The sequence below is a fragment of the Clostridium sp. AM49-4BH genome, assembly GCF_003478335.1.
Lineage (GTDB): Bacteria > Bacillota > Clostridia > Lachnospirales > Lachnospiraceae > Butyribacter.
Genome location: NZ_QUFB01000006.1, coordinates 39,179 through 57,688, shown reverse-complemented (window position 1 = coordinate 57,688; position 18,510 = coordinate 39,179). Strand labels below are relative to the sequence as shown.

The window sequence follows — 18,510 nt, the reverse complement described above, 5'->3', positions numbered from 1 at the left end:
AAGTGTGTTATTTGCAGAAGTTTCTGTGAAACATTCTTTAATAAATAAACAAATGTTAAGGAGGATTTTATCATGCCAAAAATGAAAACAAAGCGTGCAGCAGCAAAGCGTTTTAAAACAACTGGAACAGGTAAATTGATGAAGATGAAAGCAAACAAGAGCCACATCTTGAACAAGAAGTCTACTAAGAGAAAGAGAACTCTTCGTAAGGCTGTTGAGGTTGATGCAACAAACGCAAAGATGATGAAGCGCATGCTTCCATATTCAAAATAATAGAAGGAGGAACGTAATAATGGCACGTATTAAAGGCGGATTAAACGCAAAGAAGAAGCATAATAGAGTATTAAAGCTGGCAAAGGGATACAGAGGAGCAAGATCTAAACAGTACCGTGTTGCAAAGCAGTCTGTCATGAGAGCACTTACCTCTTCCTTCGCAGGCAGAAAGCAGAGAAAGAGACAGTTCAGAAGACTTTGGATCGCACGTATCAATGCAGCAGCTAGAATGAATGGTTTATCTTACAGCCGTTTTATGTATGGTTTGAAATTGGCTGAGATTGATATCAACCGTAAGATGTTGTCTGAGATGGCAATCAGTGATCCGGAAGGATTTGCTAGCTTAGTAGAGACAGCAAAGGCTAAGTTGGGATAAATTTTAGAATATAATATCTAAAACTATATCTTATACGAAATGGAAACGGACATTCCGAACAGGAATGTCCGTTTTGTGCTGTTATCTGTCAGAATATTCCATGAAATATAACAATCATATCAATATAATATAAGATAAGATGTAACTAAAAATGCCATAGAATTTTATACAATTGTATACGCAATTATCGCAATCGTAGTCTTGGCGATGCGGTATATACCATAGCTGTTATACGGCATAAAAGGTATGGCTGATGCAAAGACCAGACGAAGAGTATGCTCATGCGTTGTCCGAATAGGACAATATGCTGTGAACTCTTTGCTCGAAAAGGAGAAAGGAAAAGTATGAGAGATTATAAGAAAGCGGTTTTGGGAATGACGCTTGCACTTAGTATGGTGGTCACCGGTTCCTCTTTGGATGGAATTACGGCAAGTGCTGCAGCTAAGTCAAGCAAAAAAGCAACGGTTAAATTGTCTTCCGGCAAGCTGATATTGAAAGCTGGAGCCAAAAAGACATTAAAACTCAAGAAAAAGAATGTAAAGAAGATCAAGTCTATGAAATGGACTTCATCCAAGAAATCAGTCGCTGCTGTCAGCAAAAAGGGAAAGATCACAGCTAAAAAGGCAGGCAAAGCAGTGATTCGCTGCAAGGTAAAATACATTGCAAAAGCTTCTAAGAAAGCGAAAACAAAGACATTGAAGTGTCGGGTTATTGTTAAAAAAAATACGAAGGCTGCACCGGTGGTTACAAAAGCACCGCAGAAAACTCCTGTAGTAACACCGACCACAGTGCCAACGGCTGCACCGACCTTAAGTCCGACATCGACGCCGGTTCCAACACTGGCACCAACACTGGCACCAACAGAGACACCGGATGATCCGGCAGTAACACCGGCACAGACCTATGCGACTTCATACAAGGGCATGACAGCGAATAATCCGCTTCTTGCCAATAGCTTTGCCTGTGACCCGACAGCCATTGAGTACAATGGCAGAGTATATGTGTATATGTCCAATGATACACAGGAGCATTACGGTCAGGGCGATGACGGAGAGAACGGATATGGTTATATCACCAGTATGCATGTGATCTCTTCTGCGGATATGGTTAACTGGACAGATCACGGAACCTTTAGTCTGGCAGGTGGGACGGCAGATGGACTGGAAGATTATTCCAATTGCTGTTGGGCACCATGTGCTACTTATAAAAAGGTAAATGGCAAAGATAAATTCTTTATTTACTATACAAACGGTGGTTATCAGATCAACGTTGCATCGGCAGATTCACCGACCGGCCCATTTTATGATGAGAGAAAGTCCAGCTTGTTAGGACCTTGGACAGATAATGAGTCGACGGGAGATGCTTTAGATCCGGCTGTATTTACCGATGACGATGGAAGCTCCTATCTCGTATGGGGCGGTGACTGTGCTCGTGCGGAGGGAAGCAAGAAATACCCCCGTATTCGCAAATTGGCAGATAACATGATCTCTTTTGATGGAGAGGAAAAAGCGATCGAGGCACCATATTTCTTTGAAGATAGTGGTATTAATAAAATCGGTGACAAATATGTATATTCTTACTGTACCGATTGGGGCACCAGAACCGGTCAGTACAAGGATCTGGACATTTGCTCTATCGCATACATGGTTGCAGACTCACCGATGGGACCATACAAATATGTAGGAGAAGTGCTTCCAAACTGCGGCTCCGTGTTCAAAAAAGCGGATGGCTCTGACGATCTCGCTAATAACCACCACAGCATCGTACAATTTAAGGGTGAGTATTACATGTTCTACCATACGATGGTACTTCGTACTTCGATGGGAATCCATTTTGGAGGACGAAGTACACATGTTAATAAGCTGAATGTTAAGGCAGATGGAACCTTTGATATTGTACAGCAGGATCTTGATGGCGTACCACAGCTTGCTGATTTTGATCCATATCAGACGGTTTCCGGTCTTACTTCTTCGAATAATGCCGGAATGGGCGCAATTGAGACAAATGTAATATATCGCAAGAATGGCAAAGTTAATTATGTAAATTCGATCGATGGTGCTAAGATGCATACGATCAAAGACCGTGCAAAATATAAATATAGCTGGTTAAGCATCAAGGGTGCTGATCTGGGCGATAACGGTCCAAAAACGTTTCAGGCGAAGCTGAAAGGCTACGGACTGGGTAGTGTCAATTTGAAAGTGTGTGCAGATGCGCTGGATGGCACGGAGATCGTGAATACCACCGTAAACTTTGATGAGTACGGTGATGCCAAGATCGAAGTGCCGGCTGCAGCAGTGCAGGGCAAGCATGATCTGTATATTGAATTTGATGGATCTGTATTGGACTTCGAATCCTGGCAGTTTACAAAATAGGTAATTCGTATTTTTCATTCCATAAAGAAAGACAGTGGTTTCTACGTAACGTGGGGATCGCTGTCTTTTTGTATGGTCTGAATAGAAAATTACTTTGTGGCAATACGACGCTCGGCGATGTGATGCATTGCAAAACGTGGGTTATATTCGTTATATGATATGAAATTGTAAAAATTGCATAATAAATTTCTTATTACAAAATAAAAATTGTGCATTTTCACTTGATTCTATGGACGAGTTGGGGTATAATATAACCATTAAACAGCAAAGGAGTGGTAACTATGCAGTATATTATCAGCGGAAAGAATATCGATGTTACAGAAGGACTCAAGGAAGCCATCTATGAGAAGATTGGCAAATTAGAGCGTTATTTTACTCCGGAAACCGAAGTTCATGTGACGTTAAGTGTCGAGAAGGAGAGACAAAAGATCGAGATTACGATTCCAATGAAAGGAAATATTGTACGTGCCGAGCAGGTAAGCAATGATATGTATGTATCCATTGATCTTGTAGAGGAGATCATTGAGAGACAGCTTCGCAAATACAAAAATAAATTGGTAGATCAGCAACAGACGGCAGCTAGTCTTAGTAAAGCGTTTGTTGAGGAAGAGATCCACGATGATGATGAGATCAAGATCATCCGTTCTAAGAGATTTGCAATGAAGCCGATGGATCCGGAAGAAGCATGTATTCAGATGGATCTGTTAGGACATAATTTCTATGTATTCCGTAACGCAGAGACAGATGAAGTCAATGTTGTTTATAAGCGTAAAGGTAACACTTTCGGATTGATCGAGCCGGAATTTTAGAAAGATTATAGGTAAGGTATAAGATCCTTAGGGATTAGGTAAAGAGAAAGATAAGCGTGAGAAGACTATTTTGAGAGCAATCGATAAGTAGTCTTCTCTTTTTTTTTGAGAACGAGAAATTGCTGTTGGCACCCCTTGCGTTTGAAAGGGGATAATGATATACTTTAGATTGGTTTGTTATAAATTTTAGATTAGGAGATAATTATGAGTGTATTTACTAAGATTTTTGGTACTCACAGTGAGCGTGAGGTAAAGCGAATCATTCCGATTGTTGATAAAATTGAAGCATTAGCACCGGAATTTGAGAAGCTCACAGACGAGCAACTACAGGCTAAGACGCCTGAATTTAAGGAGCGCTTGGCGAACGGTGAGACATTGGACGATATCCTGCCGGAAGCGTATGCTACTGTCCGCGAGGCGGCTACTCGTGTATTGGATATGCGTCATTATAGAGTACAGTTGATCGGTGGCGTTATTTTACATCAGGGACGTATCACAGAGATGCGTACCGGTGAAGGTAAGACGTTGGTATCTACATTGCCGGCATATTTGAATGCGTTAGAGGGCAAAGGTGTCCATATCGTTACCGTCAATGATTACTTGGCAAAGCGTGATGCTGAGTGGATGGGTAAAGTACATGAATTTTTGGGACTCACGGTTGGTGTTATCTTAAATAATATGGATAATGATGAGCGCCGTGAGGCATATAACTGTGACATTACGTATGCAACCAATAATGAACTTGGATTTGATTATCTGCGTGATAACATGGTTGTATACAAGGAGCAGCTTGTACAGAGAAGTCTTCATTATGCGATCATCGATGAGGTGGATTCGGTATTGATCGATGAGGCGAGAACACCACTTATCATTTCCGGTCAAAGTGGCAAGTCCACTAAATTGTATGAGATGTGTGATATTTTCGTAAGACAGTTGACCAAAGGTACTGCAAAAGAACTTTCCAAGATGGATATTCTCATGAATGAGGAACAGCAGGAAACCGGAGATTATGTTGTCGATGAAAAGGATAAAAATGCAAATCTGACAGAAGAAGGTGTGCGCAAGGCAGAGCGTTTCTTCCAGGTAGAGAACCTTGCAGATCCGGACAACTTGGAATTGCAGCATAATATCAACTTAGCGCTTCGTGCACATTCTTTGATGCATCGCGACAAAGATTATGTGGTAAAAGACGATGAGGTTTTGATCGTTGATGAGTTTACGGGACGTATCATGCCGGGACGCCGTTTTTCGGATGGTCTGCACCAGGCGATCGAGGCGAAAGAGCATGTTAAGGTCAAGAGAGAGAGTAAAACACTGGCAACGATCACGTTCCAGAACTTCTTTAATAAATACGAGAAGAAATCCGGTATGACCGGTACTGCGTTGACTGAGGAAAAAGAGTTCCGTGAGATTTACGAGATGGACGTTGTTGAAGTCCCTACCAACAAGCCGATTGCGCGTATTGACTATAATGATGCAGTATATAAGACCAAAGAGGACAAGTTCAATGCCGTTGTTGCTGACATTGTAGAGGCTCACAAGAAGGGGCAGCCTGTTTTGGTCGGTACGATCACAATTGATACTTCTGAGTATCTGAGTGCTAAACTTCAGAAAGCAGGCATTCCGCATAAAGTCTTGAATGCGAAGTTCCATGAGTTGGAGGCAGAGATTATTGCGGATGCCGGACAGAAGGGTGCCGTTACGATCGCAACGAATATGGCCGGTCGTGGTACCGATATTAAGCTTGGCGATGGGGTTACGGAACTTGGTGGTCTGAAGATCATCGGTACGGAGCGACATGAGTCCCGTCGTATTGATAACCAGTTGCGCGGTCGTGCCGGACGTCAGGGAGATCCTGGTGAATCCAGATTCTACATTTCTTTGGAAGATGATCTGATGCGTCTTTTCGGCTCAGAGCGAATCATGGGACTGTTTGATGCTATGCCGGACGGAGAGCAGGTAGAGCACAAGATGCTTTCCAGTGCGATCGAAAATGCACAGAAGAAGATTGAGGGTAACAACTTTGGTATTCGTAAGAATTTGCTGGAGTTTGACCGTGTTAATAATGAGCAGCGTGAGGTGATCTATAAAGAGCGTCGTCGTGTTCTGGATGGAGAGAGTATGCGTGATACGATCTACAAGATGATCACCGATGAAGTGGAAAATTGCGTAAATTCAGTCATTCCGGAGGATGGCAGTGCAGAAGACTGGGATGTACAGGAGTTAAATAATGTCTTGCTTCCGATCATACCGTTGAAGAGAATTCAGCTTGACGACGAGATGTTAAAACATGGTACCAGAGAGGATCTGGCACAGAAACTCAAAGAGGAAGCCGTTAAGGTATATGAGGCAAAAGAGGCAGAATTCCCTGATCCGGATCAGATCCGTGAGGTTGAGCGAATTATTCTGTTGAGAGTTATTGATAATAAGTGGATGGATCATATCGATGATATGGATCAGCTTCGTGAAGGTATCGGATTACAGGCATATGGACAGAGAGATCCGGTTGTGGAATACAAATTCGCCGGATTTGATATGTTCAATGCAATGATTGATTCGATCACAGAGGAGACTGTAAAAGCGCTCACACATATCAAGATCGAGCAGAAAGTAGAGCGTGAGCAGGTTGCTAAGGTTACCGGAACGAATAAGGATGAGTCTCAGCCGGCACAGCCAAAGCGCCGTACAACCAAGAAGGTACAGCCAAATGACCCGTGCCCATGCGGTTCCGGACGTAAGTACAAACAGTGCTGCGGACGCCGTGCATAATAAGTATTATAGTGCCTTCCGGTTCACGGATCGTGAGCCGGAAGGATATAATTGATAAAATATAGAAAGAGGTGAGTTGGTATGGTAGAGTTTGACAGAGTCAAAATGACGCTTGCAAACTATGAACAGCCACTGCTTGAAATGGGGAATTCACTTTGACCTCGCTAATAAACGAGATCGAGTGGAAGAACTGGACAAGACAATGGAAGATCCGGGATTTTGGGATGACCCGGAACATTCTGCCAAGATCGTGCAGGAGTCCAAAAAGCTGAAATCCGTGATAGAACGCTATGAGTCATTGGAGAGTGCCCGCGATGATATTTTGATGTTGATCGAGATCGCGGAGGAAGAAAATGATGCCAGCGTGTTGGAGGAAGTAGAAGATTCACTGCAGCAATTTGAGCAGGAATACGAATCCCTGCGTATTGAAACACTTTTGAGTGGAGAATACGACAAAGACAATGCAATATTAACGCTTCATGCCGGTGCCGGTGGAACAGAAAGCTGCGACTGGGCAAGTATGTTGTGCCGTATGTATCAGCGCTTTGCAGAAAAGCATGGATTTGAAGTTGAAATGCTGGATTTTCTGGATGGTGATGAAGCGGGTTATAAATCAGTTACGCTGCAGATCAATGGCGCAAATGCGTATGGTTATCTGAAATCAGAGCATGGAGTGCACCGTTTGGTGAGAATCTCACCGTTTAATGCAGCCGGCAAACGGCAGACATCCTTTGTATCCTGTGATGTCATGCCGGATATCGAAGAAGATCTTGATGTTGAGATCGCAGATGATGATATTCGTATCGATACATATCGTTCCAGTGGAGCGGGTGGTCAGCATATCAATAAGACTTCTTCTGCAATTAGAATTACCCATTTCCCGACAGGGATCGTGGTACAGTGCCAAAATGAACGTTCACAGCATATGAATAAGGATAAGGCAATGCAGATGCTCAAGGCAAAGCTGTATATTTTAAAACAGCAGGAGCAGTTGGAAAAGGCGAGCGGTATCCGAGGTGAATCCAAAGAGATTGGCTGGGGAAGCCAGATCCGTTCCTATGTGCTGCAGCCGTATACCATGGTCAAAGATCATCGTACCGGTGCTGAGATCGGTAATGTGCAAGACGTTTTGGATGGCAATCTGGATCCGTTTATCAATGCATATTTAGCATGGATCACAAAGTAAATGAGCAGTGTGCTCTATGCTCCTTTTTGTAAGGGGGCATCTGACATAAATAAAAATACATTGGCAGAGAAATGGAGGAAACTATGATTAACGTAAGTGTGTTAGGCTACGGAACAGTCGGATCCGGTGTTTTTGATATTATTCGCGAGAACAATGCGATGATCGCAAAACGCATCGGGGATGAGATCTGTACAAAATATGTGCTGGACTTGAGAGATTTTCCGGGAGATCCGGTAGAGGAAGTGCTGGTACATGATTTTGAAGTGATCAAAAATGATCCGGAGGTTCATGTGGTTGTAGAAACGATGGGAGGATTACACCCTGCCTATGAGTTTGTAAAGGCTAGTTTGGAGGCCGGGAAGAGTGTTTGCACATCCAACAAAGCGTTGGTGGCTGATTTTGGACCGGAGCTTATTCAGATAGCAAAAGACCACAATGTAAGTTTCTTGTTTGAGGCCAGTGTTGGTGGTGGTATTCCGATTATCCGCCCACTGCAGAGTTCTTTAAATCCGGATGAGATATTGGAGATTTCCGGTATCTTAAACGGTACAACGAACTTTATTTTGACAGAGATGACCAATAAGGGAGCTGATTTTGACACAGTGCTCAAAGAGGCGCAGCAGCTTGGTTATGCAGAGGCAGATCCGACTGCAGATGTGGAAGGATATGATGCCTGCCGCAAGATCGCAATCTTAACTTCTCTTGCTTATGGCAAGACACTGGATTTTAACGATGTTTATACAGAGGGAATTACCAAGATCACAGACCGTGATATCGTATATGCCGGTAAGATCGGGGCCAAAGTAAAAATTTTTGGTTCCAGCAAGAAAGATGGAGATCGCATCAGCGCAAAAGTTGCACCGGTGCTGATCTATCCGGAGAACCCATTATATAGCGTAGACGATGTATTTAACGCTATTTTAGTAAAAGGAAATATGGTTGGAGATGTCATGTTCTATGGACAGGGCGCCGGCAAGCTGGCAACAGCCAGTGCGGTCGTTTCCGATGTTATGGAAGTCGCTAAAAACATAGGAAAATGCGTTGAGGTACAGTGGAGTGCCGAGAAGATCGCTTTAGAGCCTTTTGAGGAGAGCAAGAGCAGCTTCTTCGTGCGTTTGCGTGGAGATAAGTCACAGAATGCAGCTAAGGTCAAAGAAGCGTTTGGCGATGTGACAGAGATTGATGCCGGATATGCGGACGAATATGCATTTATCACGGGAGAGATCACAGAGGGAGCTTATGCATCAGCAGCAGATTCACTCGGCAATGTGATCAATAAGATCCGTGTTCCGGAGACGAAATAATAAGCCGCTCAGTAATATGAGCAGAAAAGAGGATAGATATGTTAATTGTTAAGAAATTTGGTGGTACTTCCGTTGCCAACAAAGAGCGGATCTTTAATGTGGCGAAGCGTTGTATTGAAGATTACAAAAAAGGAAATCAGGTAGTAGTCGTTCTTTCTGCAATGGGCAAACAGACAGATGTTTTGTTGGATATGGCAAAGGATATTAATCCGAAGGCGTCCCGCAGAGAGTTGGATATGCTTCTTACAACAGGTGAGCAGACATCCGTTGCACTTATGGCAATGGCAATGGACTCTCTCGGTGTTCCGGCAGTTTCCATGAATGCTTTTCAGGTGCAGATGCATACGACAGAAGTGTATGGTAATGCTCGTCTGAAGAGAATTGATACGGAGCGTATCCGTAATGAGTTGGATAATCGTCGTATCGTAGTAATTACAGGATTTCAGGGAATCAATAAGTTTGATGATTACACAACACTCGGAAGAGGTGGTTCCGATACGACAGCAGTAGCATTGGCAGCTGCATTACATGCAGACGCCTGCGAGATTTATACAGATGTAGATGGTGTCTTTACTGCAGATCCACGCGTCGTACCAAATGCTCGTAAATTAGACGAGATCACGTACGATGAGATGTTGGAATTAGCCAGTCTTGGTGCCGGTGTATTGCACAATCGTTCTGTTGAGATGGCTAAAAAATACGGCGTACAGTTGGTAGTACGTTCTAGTTTGAATACAAGTGAAGGAACTGTAGTAAAGGAGGAAAGTAAAATGGAGAAAATGTTAGTAAGTGGTGTAGCCACAGATAAAAATGTAGCACAGATTTCAGTAGTTGGATTAGAGAATAAGCCGGGCGTAGCATTTAAGCTGTTCCAGCATTTAGCAAATCACAATATCAATGTAGATATGATCTTACAGTCTGTAGAGCATGGCGGAACACAGGACATCAGCTTTACAGTAACCAGAGATCAGGCAGACACGGCAATGGAGACATTGGAAAGACATGCTAACACAAGTCTGAAATGCGAGAAGACAACAGTGAACACTAACGTTGCCAAAGTATCTATCGTCGGTGCCGGAATGATGTCTAATGCAGGTGTTGCAGCTAAGATGTTTGAAGCATTGTATGATGCAGGAGTAAACATTTTGCAGATTTCTACTTCCGAGATCCGCGTCAGCGTTCTCGTAGAAGAGAAGTACGTCAATGAGGCTGCACAGGCAGTTCATGATGCATTTGCATTGTCTCGTTAATTGACGGAGAACATCAAATATTGTCAGCGCGGAAAATTTAAGAGTTCAAGGTAAAGAAGGGCAGCCGCGTATCGAGTGGCTGCCTATTTTACTCTTGATGCATAGGCAAAGTGCGTATAGAAAGGAATGTAGGATACTATGGATATTGTAAAGAAAATAGCAGCAGAGTTAGAAATTCGTCCGCAGCAGGTAGAGGCGGTCATAAAACTGATCGACGAGGGCAATACGATCCCGTTTATTGCCAGATACCGTAAAGAAGCACATGGTTCGTTGAATGATGAACAACTCCGTAATCTGAGTGAGCGATTAACTTATTTGCGTACACTGGAAGAAAAAAAGGAACAGGTTCTTGCAACGATTGAAGAACAAGGAAAATTGACCGATGAATTGAAGGCACAGATCCTTGCAGCAGAGACACAGGTGCTCGTGGAGGACTTGTATCGTCCGTATCGTCCAAAACGCCGTACAAGAGCGATCATCGCCAAGGAAAAGGGATTAGAGCCATTAGCGCAGATCATTTTGGCACAAGAAGTGACAGAGCCGTTAGAAACGATTGCCGAGCAGTATGTATCTGAGGAAAAAGAAGTGAAAGATGTTGCAGATGCGATTGCAGGAGCGAGAGATATTATTGCCGAGCAGATTTCTGATAATGCAGATTATCGTAAATATATCCGTGATATAACACGGGAAGAAGGTATCCTTACATCAACTGCCAAGGATGAAAAGGCGCAGTCTGTTTATGAGATGTATTATGAATATCAGGAGCCGGTTAAAAAGATTGCCGGTCATCGTGTTCTTGCGTTAAATCGTGGTGAAAAGGAAAAATTCCTAGTGGTAAAACTGGAGGCTCCGGAAGAACGTATTCTTACGTATCTATGCAAAAAGACGATCACAGAGGAAAATGAGATCGTAACGCCGGTGTTAGAAGAGGCAGTGACAGACAGTTATAAGCGTTTGATCGCGCCTGCTATCGATCGCGAGATTCGTAATGAGTTGACTGAGCAGGCAGAAGACGGTGCGATCAAAGTATTTGGTAAAAACCTAGAGCAGCTTTTGATGCAGCCGCCGATTGCCGGTAAGACAGTTTTGGGCTGGGATCCTGCATTTCGTACCGGTTGTAAACTTGCTGTGGTAGACCCAACCGGTAAAGTGTTAGATACGAAGGTGATCTATCCGACAGCACCGCAGAACAAGGTCGAAGAGGCAAAACGTGAGGTGAAAAAACTGATCCAGAAATACGGAATTTCTCTGATCTCCGTCGGCAATGGAACGGCATCCCGCGAGTCGGAAATGATCATTGCGGATATGCTGCATGAGATCAAAGAACCTGTGCAGTATATTATTGTAAATGAAGCAGGTGCTTCAGTTTATTCCGCAAGTAAACTTGCCACCGAGGAATTTCCGAATTTTGATGTGGGACAGCGAAGTGCAGCGTCGATCGCAAGACGTTTGCAGGATCCGCTGGCAGAGTTGGTGAAGATCGATCCACAGTCTATCGGTGTAGGACAGTATCAGCATGATATGAATCAGAAGAAGTTAGGGGAAACATTATCCGGTGTTGTGGAAGATTGTGTAAATAAAGTTGGTGTGGATCTGAATACAGCATCCGCTTCACTGTTAGAGTATATTTCCGGTATCAGCAAAGTGATCGCAAAGAACATCGTTACGTATCGTGAAGAAAACGGAAAGTTTACGTCACGTAAAGAGTTGTTAAAAGTACCAAAACTGGGACCGAAAGCCTTTGAACAGTGTGCAGGTTTTATGCGTATTTTGGATGGAAAAAATCCATTGGATGCAACGAGCGTTCATCCGGAGACTTATGATGCAGCCAATGCATTATTAGATAAGCTTGGCATTGACACGGAAGAACTCAAAAAGATCCAGACGGAAGCGGCCAAACAGCAGTCCCCATTAGCCAAGAAGAAAACCGCTCCAAAGAAAAAGAAACAGCAGTTTGTTGTACGCAATACGCACACAGCCTTTGGCGCAGCCTTTGCGGAAGCCTTTGGCTCGATAGACCTGCCGAGCGGTGAGACGGAAGAAACACCGACAGAGAACAAAGCCTCCGGCAGTTTGCAGAAGCGTGTGAAAGACAAAAAGAAAATGGCTGACGAGCTTGGTATTGGTGAGATCACGCTGGTTGATATCTTGAAGGAATTGGAGAAACCTGCGAGAGATCCTCGTGATGAAATGCCAAAACCGATCCTTCGAACAGATGTGTTAGAGATGAAAGATCTCAAAGAGGGCATGATCCTTAAGGGGACAGTTCGAAATGTTATTGATTTTGGTGCGTTTGTAGATATCGGCGTTCATCAGGATGGATTGGTACATGTGTCCGAAATGTCGGATAAGAAATTTGTCAAACACCCGTTGGATGTTGTCAGTGTCGGAGATATCGTTGATGTCAAAGTAATGGGTGTTGATCTCAAAAAACAGCGTATTCAGTTGACTATGAAATTATAAAGAGGAGAGCATATGAACTTACGTGAAAAATTATTTGTTGAAGTAAGAAAAGGAACAAAGGTCACATTGAGTGAAAGTGATCTCAACAAAATGGATCGCATGTATGAGCGTGAGTTGGCGCAGTATGACAACCGTAAGGTTATGACGCCGTACCGAAAAGAGCCAAAGCGGGCGTTTTTGGCACAGCTGCGCGATTACGCTTTTGAGCGGATCTTGGACAGACATTTGTACACATTTTCTCACGTGCTGGTTATTCCAAATCCATATGGAGTGGCTAAACAGACAGCCCTTATCCTGTTCAACTCTTCCAAGGAGTACAAGGTGCGCTATCGTGTGTTCGGAGATAATGGCAATGATTTTGTTGGTGAATCCAGCTATACAACAAGACATCGTGTGGCAATCTTGGGGTTGTATTTCGAACGTAGCAATACGGTAGATCTGTCTCTGATCGATCGAGAAGGAAAAGTTGTAAAGCATCGAGTGATCCGTATTTTTGTTTCAGAAGTGCCTGAAAACCAAAAGGATCTTGTGATGGAAGTAGAGGGAGATAAATCTGCAGCAATGCCGCTGCTGGCAGTCAACGGTGCCGCTTTTAGTCCATTGGTCTTTGATGCAGATGGTGCGATCCGATATTCAATGCAGCTTCGTACCTATAAGATGGGTATGATACCGATGCCGAATGGTCATGTTCTGCTGGCAGATCGAACAGCTAACATTGTAAACAGCATGGGCAAGATCCAGCCGTGCCGTTATCATGAAATGGATTATATGGGCAGAGTGTATCGCACATATATTTTGAATGAACCGATCGGTACTGCATTAGCACAGCACGATAGTTCGTTGTATCTTGTGACCTCGTCCGATGGAGAGCATTATAATGACTGTATTCTTACGATGGATATGAATACCGGTGAGATCGTACGCCGCATTAAGCTGATTGACTTGCTGGGAGAAAAATACCACACCGGTAAGGAATGGCTGCTTTTTTCAGCGATGGAGTACCGCGACGGAAAGCTTTTGTTGACATTAAAGCGTATACACACGATCGCACAGCTTGATCTGGAGAGTGGCAAATTGGATTGGGTGCTGGCACCAAAATCAATCTGGCAGGATACAGAGTTGGAAGCCATCGCTTTGAAGACAGAGGGTGCTGATATCGAAATGGGAAGACCGGATAAGGCTGTTTGGATGGATGAGCACGAATTGTTGATCTATAGCACAGGTACTAAAGGGGCGGTAGATGGCGGTTACAATGATGCACAACATTCTGCGGTGCTTCGTGTGTCGATCGATGAGGCTGCCGGCACATATGTACAGGAGAGCAAGAAAGACTGTTTGAAAACGATGCAGTTTGGTAGTGCCCTTTATACAAAAGAATACAACAAGTATTTCCATTTGACAGGTATCACGCAAGACCGTACGACAGAACTTCATTCCCAGATCCAGTTGGTCAATGGCGAAAACGGCGAAGTTGAGAAGACGTTTAAGTTGACTAAAAACTTTTTGTGGGCTTGGGAGTTTCATCCGGACATTCCTTCCTTTTGTGTGGGGATGGGGCTGCATGATCAGACAGAGTTTGGTAAGCTCCCAACACCGGAAGAATTTCATGGAACAATGCCGAAAAAAACGGATCAGCGTATTCGTGGTACCTTCTTCGGTAACGTGCATTTGTGCGAGAATCTTTTGCAGTATTCGATGCTGCCTGGTGCAGTTGAAAAGCTGTATTTTAAGGGTGAGCATAAGACATATGTACAAGATTATTCGCAACTGCGTATGGGCAGACGTAAAGAAATCTTTGCTGTGCAGGTGGATGGACTGGAACCTGGAGAATATGATATGTATTTGCAGTTCCAGGGAAAGATTCGCAAGCTGCGCAATGAATTGCGAGTGAAATAACGACGTGTAGTTTATAAAGTTTTCACAAAGTGAATCTTGCTTTTTATGAGAAAATTTCGTATAATTATACTAAAAACTTTGGGAAATACACAGAAATTTGTGCAATTTCAACAAAATTACTTTTATTATTTTACAGGAGGATTCTAGTATGGCAAACAGATTTGTATTAAATGAGACATCGTATCATGGGGCAGGAGCTATTGCAGAGATTGCAACAGAAACTAAAATTCGTGGTTTTAAGAAAGCGTTTGTATGTTCGGATCCGGATTTGGTAAAGTTTGGTGTAACACAGAAAGTGTTGGATGTACTTGAGAAAAATGGTATGGCATATGAGCTGTATTCAAATATTAAACCAAATCCAACGATTGAAAATGTTCAGACAGGTGTACAGGCATTTAAGGATGCAGGAACAGATTATCTGATCGCTATTGGCGGCGGTTCTTCTATGGATACTGCGAAAGCAATCGGTATCATTATCAACAATCCTGAGCATGAGGATGTTGTCAGCTTAGAGGGCGCTGTAGATACCAAGAATAAGAGCGTACCGATCTTTGCAGTACCTACGACAGCAGGAACTGCTGCAGAGGTTACGATCAATTACGTTATTACAGATGCAGCTAAGAATCGCAAGATGGTTTGTGTAGATCCGCATGACATTCCTGTTGTGGCATTTATCGATTCCGAGATGATGTCTTCTATGCCTAAGGGGCTTACTGCAGCAACCGGTATGGATGCTTTAACACATGCGATTGAGGGTTACATTACGGCAGGAGCATGGGAATTGTCCGACATGTTCCATCTCAAAGCAATTGAGATCATTGCACGTTCTCTTCGTGGAGCAGTAGACAATACGCCGGAAGGACGTGAGGGAATGGCTCTTGGTCAGTACGTTGCAGGAATGGGCTTCTCCAACGTAGGTCTTGGAATTGTTCATTCTATGGCACATCCACTTGGCGCATTGTATGATACACCACATGGAATCGCAAATGCGATCATTCTTCCTACTGTTATGGAGTATAACGCAGAGGCAACAGGTGAGAAATATCGTGATATTGCAAAGGCAATGGGTGTTGAAGGTACAGAGAATATGTCTCAGGAAGAGTATCGTAAAGCAGCCGTTGATGCTGTAAAACAGCTTTCCAAAGATGTTGGAATCCCTACAGATCTCAAGGATATTGTTAAGAAAGAAGATATTCCATTCTTAGCACAGTCTGCATATGATGATGCTTGCCGTCCGGGCAATCCAAAGGAGACAAGTGTTGAGGACATTACGAAGCTGTATGAGAGCTTACTGTAATCAGATCATAGTTTCAATCTAAAATAATGGGCTGCGTGGCACTTTGAAATAAGAGTGTCACGCAGTTTTTTCAGGGTATAGGAAAATGCTCGTTTTGCCTTTTTTCATCCTTTTAAGCCTCCCTTCCCTTTAACAGTTCTGTCATATCATATCGTTTATTATGTCAAAGAATAAAAAAAATTAAAAAAATTGAAAAAAATGCTTGCATTTTTGAAAATACTAGTGTATAGTATATCAAGTACGGTACAGATGACGTACAAAACATAAGAAATGTGCGCGTAGCTCAGCTGGATAGAGCGTCTGACTACGGATCAGAAGGTCGGGAGTTCGAATCTTCTCGCGCACGCTTACAAAGGTCTTGATTAATCAAGGCCTTTTTTGTTACAATAAGGAATTGTTTGGAACACTAATAAGAAAGGATCGTAACGTTATAATGCATATATTTGAAATAGATAGATTGGAACAAATTGTCGGCAAGGATCGGGTTCGCGAGGAGGAACCGCTTGCCAAGCATACTACTTTCCGAATCGGGGGGCCGGCAAAATGGTTTGTAGAACCGGACTCTGCGGAGCAGTTGGCTGCGTGCATTAAATATTTGGAAGAGGTGCAGATGCAATGGTATATATTAGGGAATGGAAGTAATCTGTTAGTTGCGGACGAAGGATACGACGGTGTGATCTTGTCGCTGCATCGTATGAATAAGGAAGCAGAGCAGGTCGGTGAACTGCATCAGATCCGAATTTTTCCGGCAGATGCCAGTGAAACAGAGAAAGCGGCATTGCTGGAGGAATATGGGGTTAAGCAGTGCATATCAACTGCTAAGGCCTATGTGAGTGCCGGTGCGGGAGTGATGCTTTCAACACTTGCAGCCCGGATTGCAGATCAAGGACTTGCAGGATTCGAATTTGCCGGAGGTATTCCGGGAACGCTCGGCGGCGCAGTGACGATGAATGCAGGTGCATATGGTGGCGAGATCAAGGACGTGATCGTAGCTGCTAAAATGATCGATCGAACAGGTAAGATCCATTTGTTTTCAGCGGAAGAACTACATTTGTCTTATCGACACAGTATTGTGCAGGAACAGGGGCTTATCGTTGTGTCAGCGTTATTTGCTTTTGAACAGGGAGACAGGGCGCAGATCAAGGCGCAGATGCAGGAATTAAATGCGAAACGCCGTGAAAAGCAGCCGTTAGAATATGGAAGTGCAGGCAGTACTTTTAAGCGGCCGGAAGGATACTTTGCCGGTAAATTGATCGAGGACGCCGGATTGAAAGGATATCGGGTTGGTGATATCATGGTGTCGGAGAAACACTGTGGCTTCGTGGTCAATGTAGGACAGGGAACCTGCGCACAGGCAGATGCAGTGATCAGGCATGTGCAGCAGACTGTTAAGGAGCAGTTTGGTGTCACCCTTGAGACGGAAGTTAAGAGACTTCCGGAACAGTAATACGCTGAAGTGGTCAGTAATATACTGGAACGGCTTAGCAATATGCTGAAGTGGTCAGTAATATACTGGAACGGCTTAGCAATATGCTGAAGTGGCCAGTGATATGCAGGAATTAACAGAGAAACGGCATAGTTCGTCATAAAACGGCGGCATTGTTGTTGGACGATTATGTAGAAATGAGGGCGAATATGAGATTTGTGATCGTTACCGGAATGTCGGGTGCAGGAAAGAGTTCTGTTTTAAAGATGCTCGAAGATCTCGGATATTTTTGCGTGGATAATTTGCCGGTGCATTTTATTCCGAAGATGACAAAGTTAATGGTGGACGAGCAGGAGACTGTCGACAAGATGGGTCTTGGCATCGACGTGCGTAATTTGCAGGGATTGTCTGATCTTGATAACATCTTGGACAAGATGAAGCAGGAAGGATATCCTTATGAGGTGCTGTTTCTGGAGGCAGATGACAGTGTGCTTGTAAAACGCTATAAGGAGACGAGACGTAATCATCCGTTAGCATTGCAGGGGCGTGTCGATAAGGCGATTGCGGCAGAGCGAGTAGAGCTTGCCCATATCAAAAAGCGTGCGGATTATATTTTAGATACCAGTCATATGCTGGTACGTGAGTTAAAGCATGAGGTGGATCGTATTTTTCTGGGAGAAGAAGAGTATGAGAATTTCTTTGTGACACTGTTGTCCTTTGGATTCAAATATGGTATACCGGAAGATTCCGATCTCGTGTTTGATGTACGTTTTCTGCCAAATCCATATTATATTCCAACGCTCAAACCGCTGACAGGAAATGATCCGGCGGTGTATGATTACGTGATGGCTGCGCCGCAGGCAAAAGAATTTCAACGCCAGCTATTTGAAATGGTGAAGTTTCTTATACCGAATTATATTGCCGAGGGAAAGAATCAGATTGTGATCAGTATTGGATGTACCGGAGGAAAGCACCGGTCTGTTTCGATGGTGCGTGCCCTGGAATCACAGATGAAATCTTTGCCATATACGGTCAAGATGGAACATCGCGATATTGAACGGGACGCCAAGTGAGCGGGCTTAGAAAGGA

13 protein-coding genes and 1 tRNA gene are annotated in these 18,510 nt (G+C 43.6%); all 14 read left to right on the top strand.

The window, feature by feature from the left end; genetic code table 11:
- Nucleotides 1–72: 72 nt before the first annotated feature.
- The 14 genes from rpmI (at nucleotide 73) to rapZ (ending at nucleotide 18,494) form a co-directional block, all read left to right on the top strand.
- Nucleotides 73–273 (top strand): 50S ribosomal protein L35, encoded by a 201-nt coding sequence (gene rpmI, locus DW981_RS03160; protein ID WP_022025855.1) that lies wholly within the window; start codon nucleotides 73–75, stop codon nucleotides 271–273.
- 19 nt (nucleotides 274–292) lie between these two features.
- Nucleotides 293–649: a 50S ribosomal protein L20 gene (gene rplT / locus DW981_RS03155; protein ID WP_022025854.1), complete on the top strand. Its 357-nt coding sequence runs from the start codon at nucleotides 293–295 to the stop codon at nucleotides 647–649.
- A gap of 344 nt (nucleotides 650–993) precedes the next feature.
- On the top strand, nucleotides 994–3,021 hold the full coding sequence (locus DW981_RS03150; RefSeq protein WP_182434109.1) for a glycoside hydrolase family 43 protein: 2,028 nt from the start codon (nucleotides 994–996) through the stop codon (nucleotides 3,019–3,021).
- A gap of 281 nt (nucleotides 3,022–3,302) precedes the next feature.
- Complete coding sequence (raiA, locus tag DW981_RS03145) at nucleotides 3,303–3,830, top strand: ribosome-associated translation inhibitor RaiA (RefSeq protein WP_022025222.1); 528 nt, start codon at nucleotides 3,303–3,305, stop codon at nucleotides 3,828–3,830.
- Between the two features lie 204 nt (nucleotides 3,831–4,034).
- Nucleotides 4,035–6,599, top strand: coding sequence for a preprotein translocase subunit SecA (gene secA / locus DW981_RS03140; RefSeq protein ID WP_118506743.1), 2,565 nt, complete (start codon nucleotides 4,035–4,037; stop codon nucleotides 6,597–6,599).
- 81 nt (nucleotides 6,600–6,680) lie between these two features.
- A protein-coding gene (gene prfB, locus DW981_RS03135; protein ID WP_118506742.1) for a peptide chain release factor 2 occupies nucleotides 6,681–7,785 on the top strand; the annotation gives its coding sequence in 2 pieces (ribosomal slippage) (nucleotides 6,681–6,755 and nucleotides 6,757–7,785; 1,104 coding nt in all).
- Nucleotides 7,786–7,868: 83 nt separating this feature from the next.
- The gene (locus DW981_RS03130) at nucleotides 7,869–9,089 is read left to right on the top strand and encodes a homoserine dehydrogenase (protein WP_118506741.1); all 1,221 of its coding nucleotides are present in this window, start codon (nucleotides 7,869–7,871) and stop codon (nucleotides 9,087–9,089) included.
- A 38-nt stretch (nucleotides 9,090–9,127) separates the two neighbouring features.
- Entirely contained in the window at nucleotides 9,128–10,339 is a 1,212-nt protein-coding gene (locus tag DW981_RS03125) for an aspartate kinase (RefSeq protein ID WP_022025227.1), read from the top strand.
- Between the two features lie 138 nt (nucleotides 10,340–10,477).
- Nucleotides 10,478–12,802: a Tex family protein gene (locus DW981_RS03120; RefSeq protein WP_118506740.1), complete on the top strand. Its 2,325-nt coding sequence runs from the start codon at nucleotides 10,478–10,480 to the stop codon at nucleotides 12,800–12,802.
- 12 nt (nucleotides 12,803–12,814) lie between these two features.
- Nucleotides 12,815–14,698 carry an aryl-sulfate sulfotransferase gene (locus DW981_RS03115; protein ID WP_022025229.1) on the top strand — a complete coding sequence of 628 codons (1,884 nt, stop codon included), beginning with the start codon at nucleotides 12,815–12,817 and terminating at the stop codon, nucleotides 14,696–14,698.
- 148 nt (nucleotides 14,699–14,846) lie between these two features.
- Nucleotides 14,847–15,995 (top strand): lactaldehyde reductase, encoded by a 1,149-nt coding sequence (fucO, locus tag DW981_RS03110; RefSeq protein ID WP_118506739.1) that lies wholly within the window; start codon nucleotides 14,847–14,849, stop codon nucleotides 15,993–15,995.
- Nucleotides 15,996–16,267: 272 nt separating this feature from the next.
- Nucleotides 16,268–16,341, top strand: a tRNA-Arg gene (locus DW981_RS03105).
- A gap of 87 nt (nucleotides 16,342–16,428) precedes the next feature.
- The gene (gene murB, locus DW981_RS03100; protein ID WP_118506738.1) at nucleotides 16,429–17,442 is read left to right on the top strand and encodes a UDP-N-acetylmuramate dehydrogenase; all 1,014 of its coding nucleotides are present in this window, start codon (nucleotides 16,429–16,431) and stop codon (nucleotides 17,440–17,442) included.
- A gap of 188 nt (nucleotides 17,443–17,630) precedes the next feature.
- Entirely contained in the window at nucleotides 17,631–18,494 is an 864-nt protein-coding gene (gene rapZ / locus DW981_RS03095; RefSeq protein ID WP_022025232.1) for an RNase adapter RapZ, read from the top strand.
- The last annotated feature ends 16 nt before the right edge of the window (nucleotides 18,495–18,510 follow it).

Excerpts from the sequence above, each read along its gene's own strand:
- DW981_RS03125 (WP_022025227.1), top strand. The coding sequence starts at position 9,128 with ATGTTAATTGTTAAGAAATTTGGTGGTACTTCCGTTGCCAACAAAGAG.
- secA (WP_118506743.1), top strand. The coding sequence starts at position 4,035 with ATGAGTGTATTTACTAAGATTTTTGGTACTCACAGTGAGCGTGAGGTA.
- fucO (WP_118506739.1), top strand. The coding sequence starts at position 14,847 with ATGGCAAACAGATTTGTATTAAATGAGACATCGTATCATGGGGCAGGA.
- murB (WP_118506738.1), top strand. The coding sequence starts at position 16,429 with ATGCATATATTTGAAATAGATAGATTGGAACAAATTGTCGGCAAGGAT.
- DW981_RS03150 (WP_182434109.1), top strand. The coding sequence starts at position 994 with ATGAGAGATTATAAGAAAGCGGTTTTGGGAATGACGCTTGCACTTAGT.
- DW981_RS03130 (WP_118506741.1), top strand. The coding sequence starts at position 7,869 with ATGATTAACGTAAGTGTGTTAGGCTACGGAACAGTCGGATCCGGTGTT.
- DW981_RS03120 (WP_118506740.1), top strand. The coding sequence starts at position 10,478 with ATGGATATTGTAAAGAAAATAGCAGCAGAGTTAGAAATTCGTCCGCAG.
- raiA (WP_022025222.1), top strand. The coding sequence starts at position 3,303 with ATGCAGTATATTATCAGCGGAAAGAATATCGATGTTACAGAAGGACTC.
- rplT (WP_022025854.1), top strand. The coding sequence starts at position 293 with ATGGCACGTATTAAAGGCGGATTAAACGCAAAGAAGAAGCATAATAGA.
- DW981_RS03115 (WP_022025229.1), top strand. The coding sequence starts at position 12,815 with ATGAACTTACGTGAAAAATTATTTGTTGAAGTAAGAAAAGGAACAAAG.
- rapZ (WP_022025232.1), top strand. The coding sequence starts at position 17,631 with ATGAGATTTGTGATCGTTACCGGAATGTCGGGTGCAGGAAAGAGTTCT.
- rpmI (WP_022025855.1), top strand. The coding sequence starts at position 73 with ATGCCAAAAATGAAAACAAAGCGTGCAGCAGCAAAGCGTTTTAAAACA.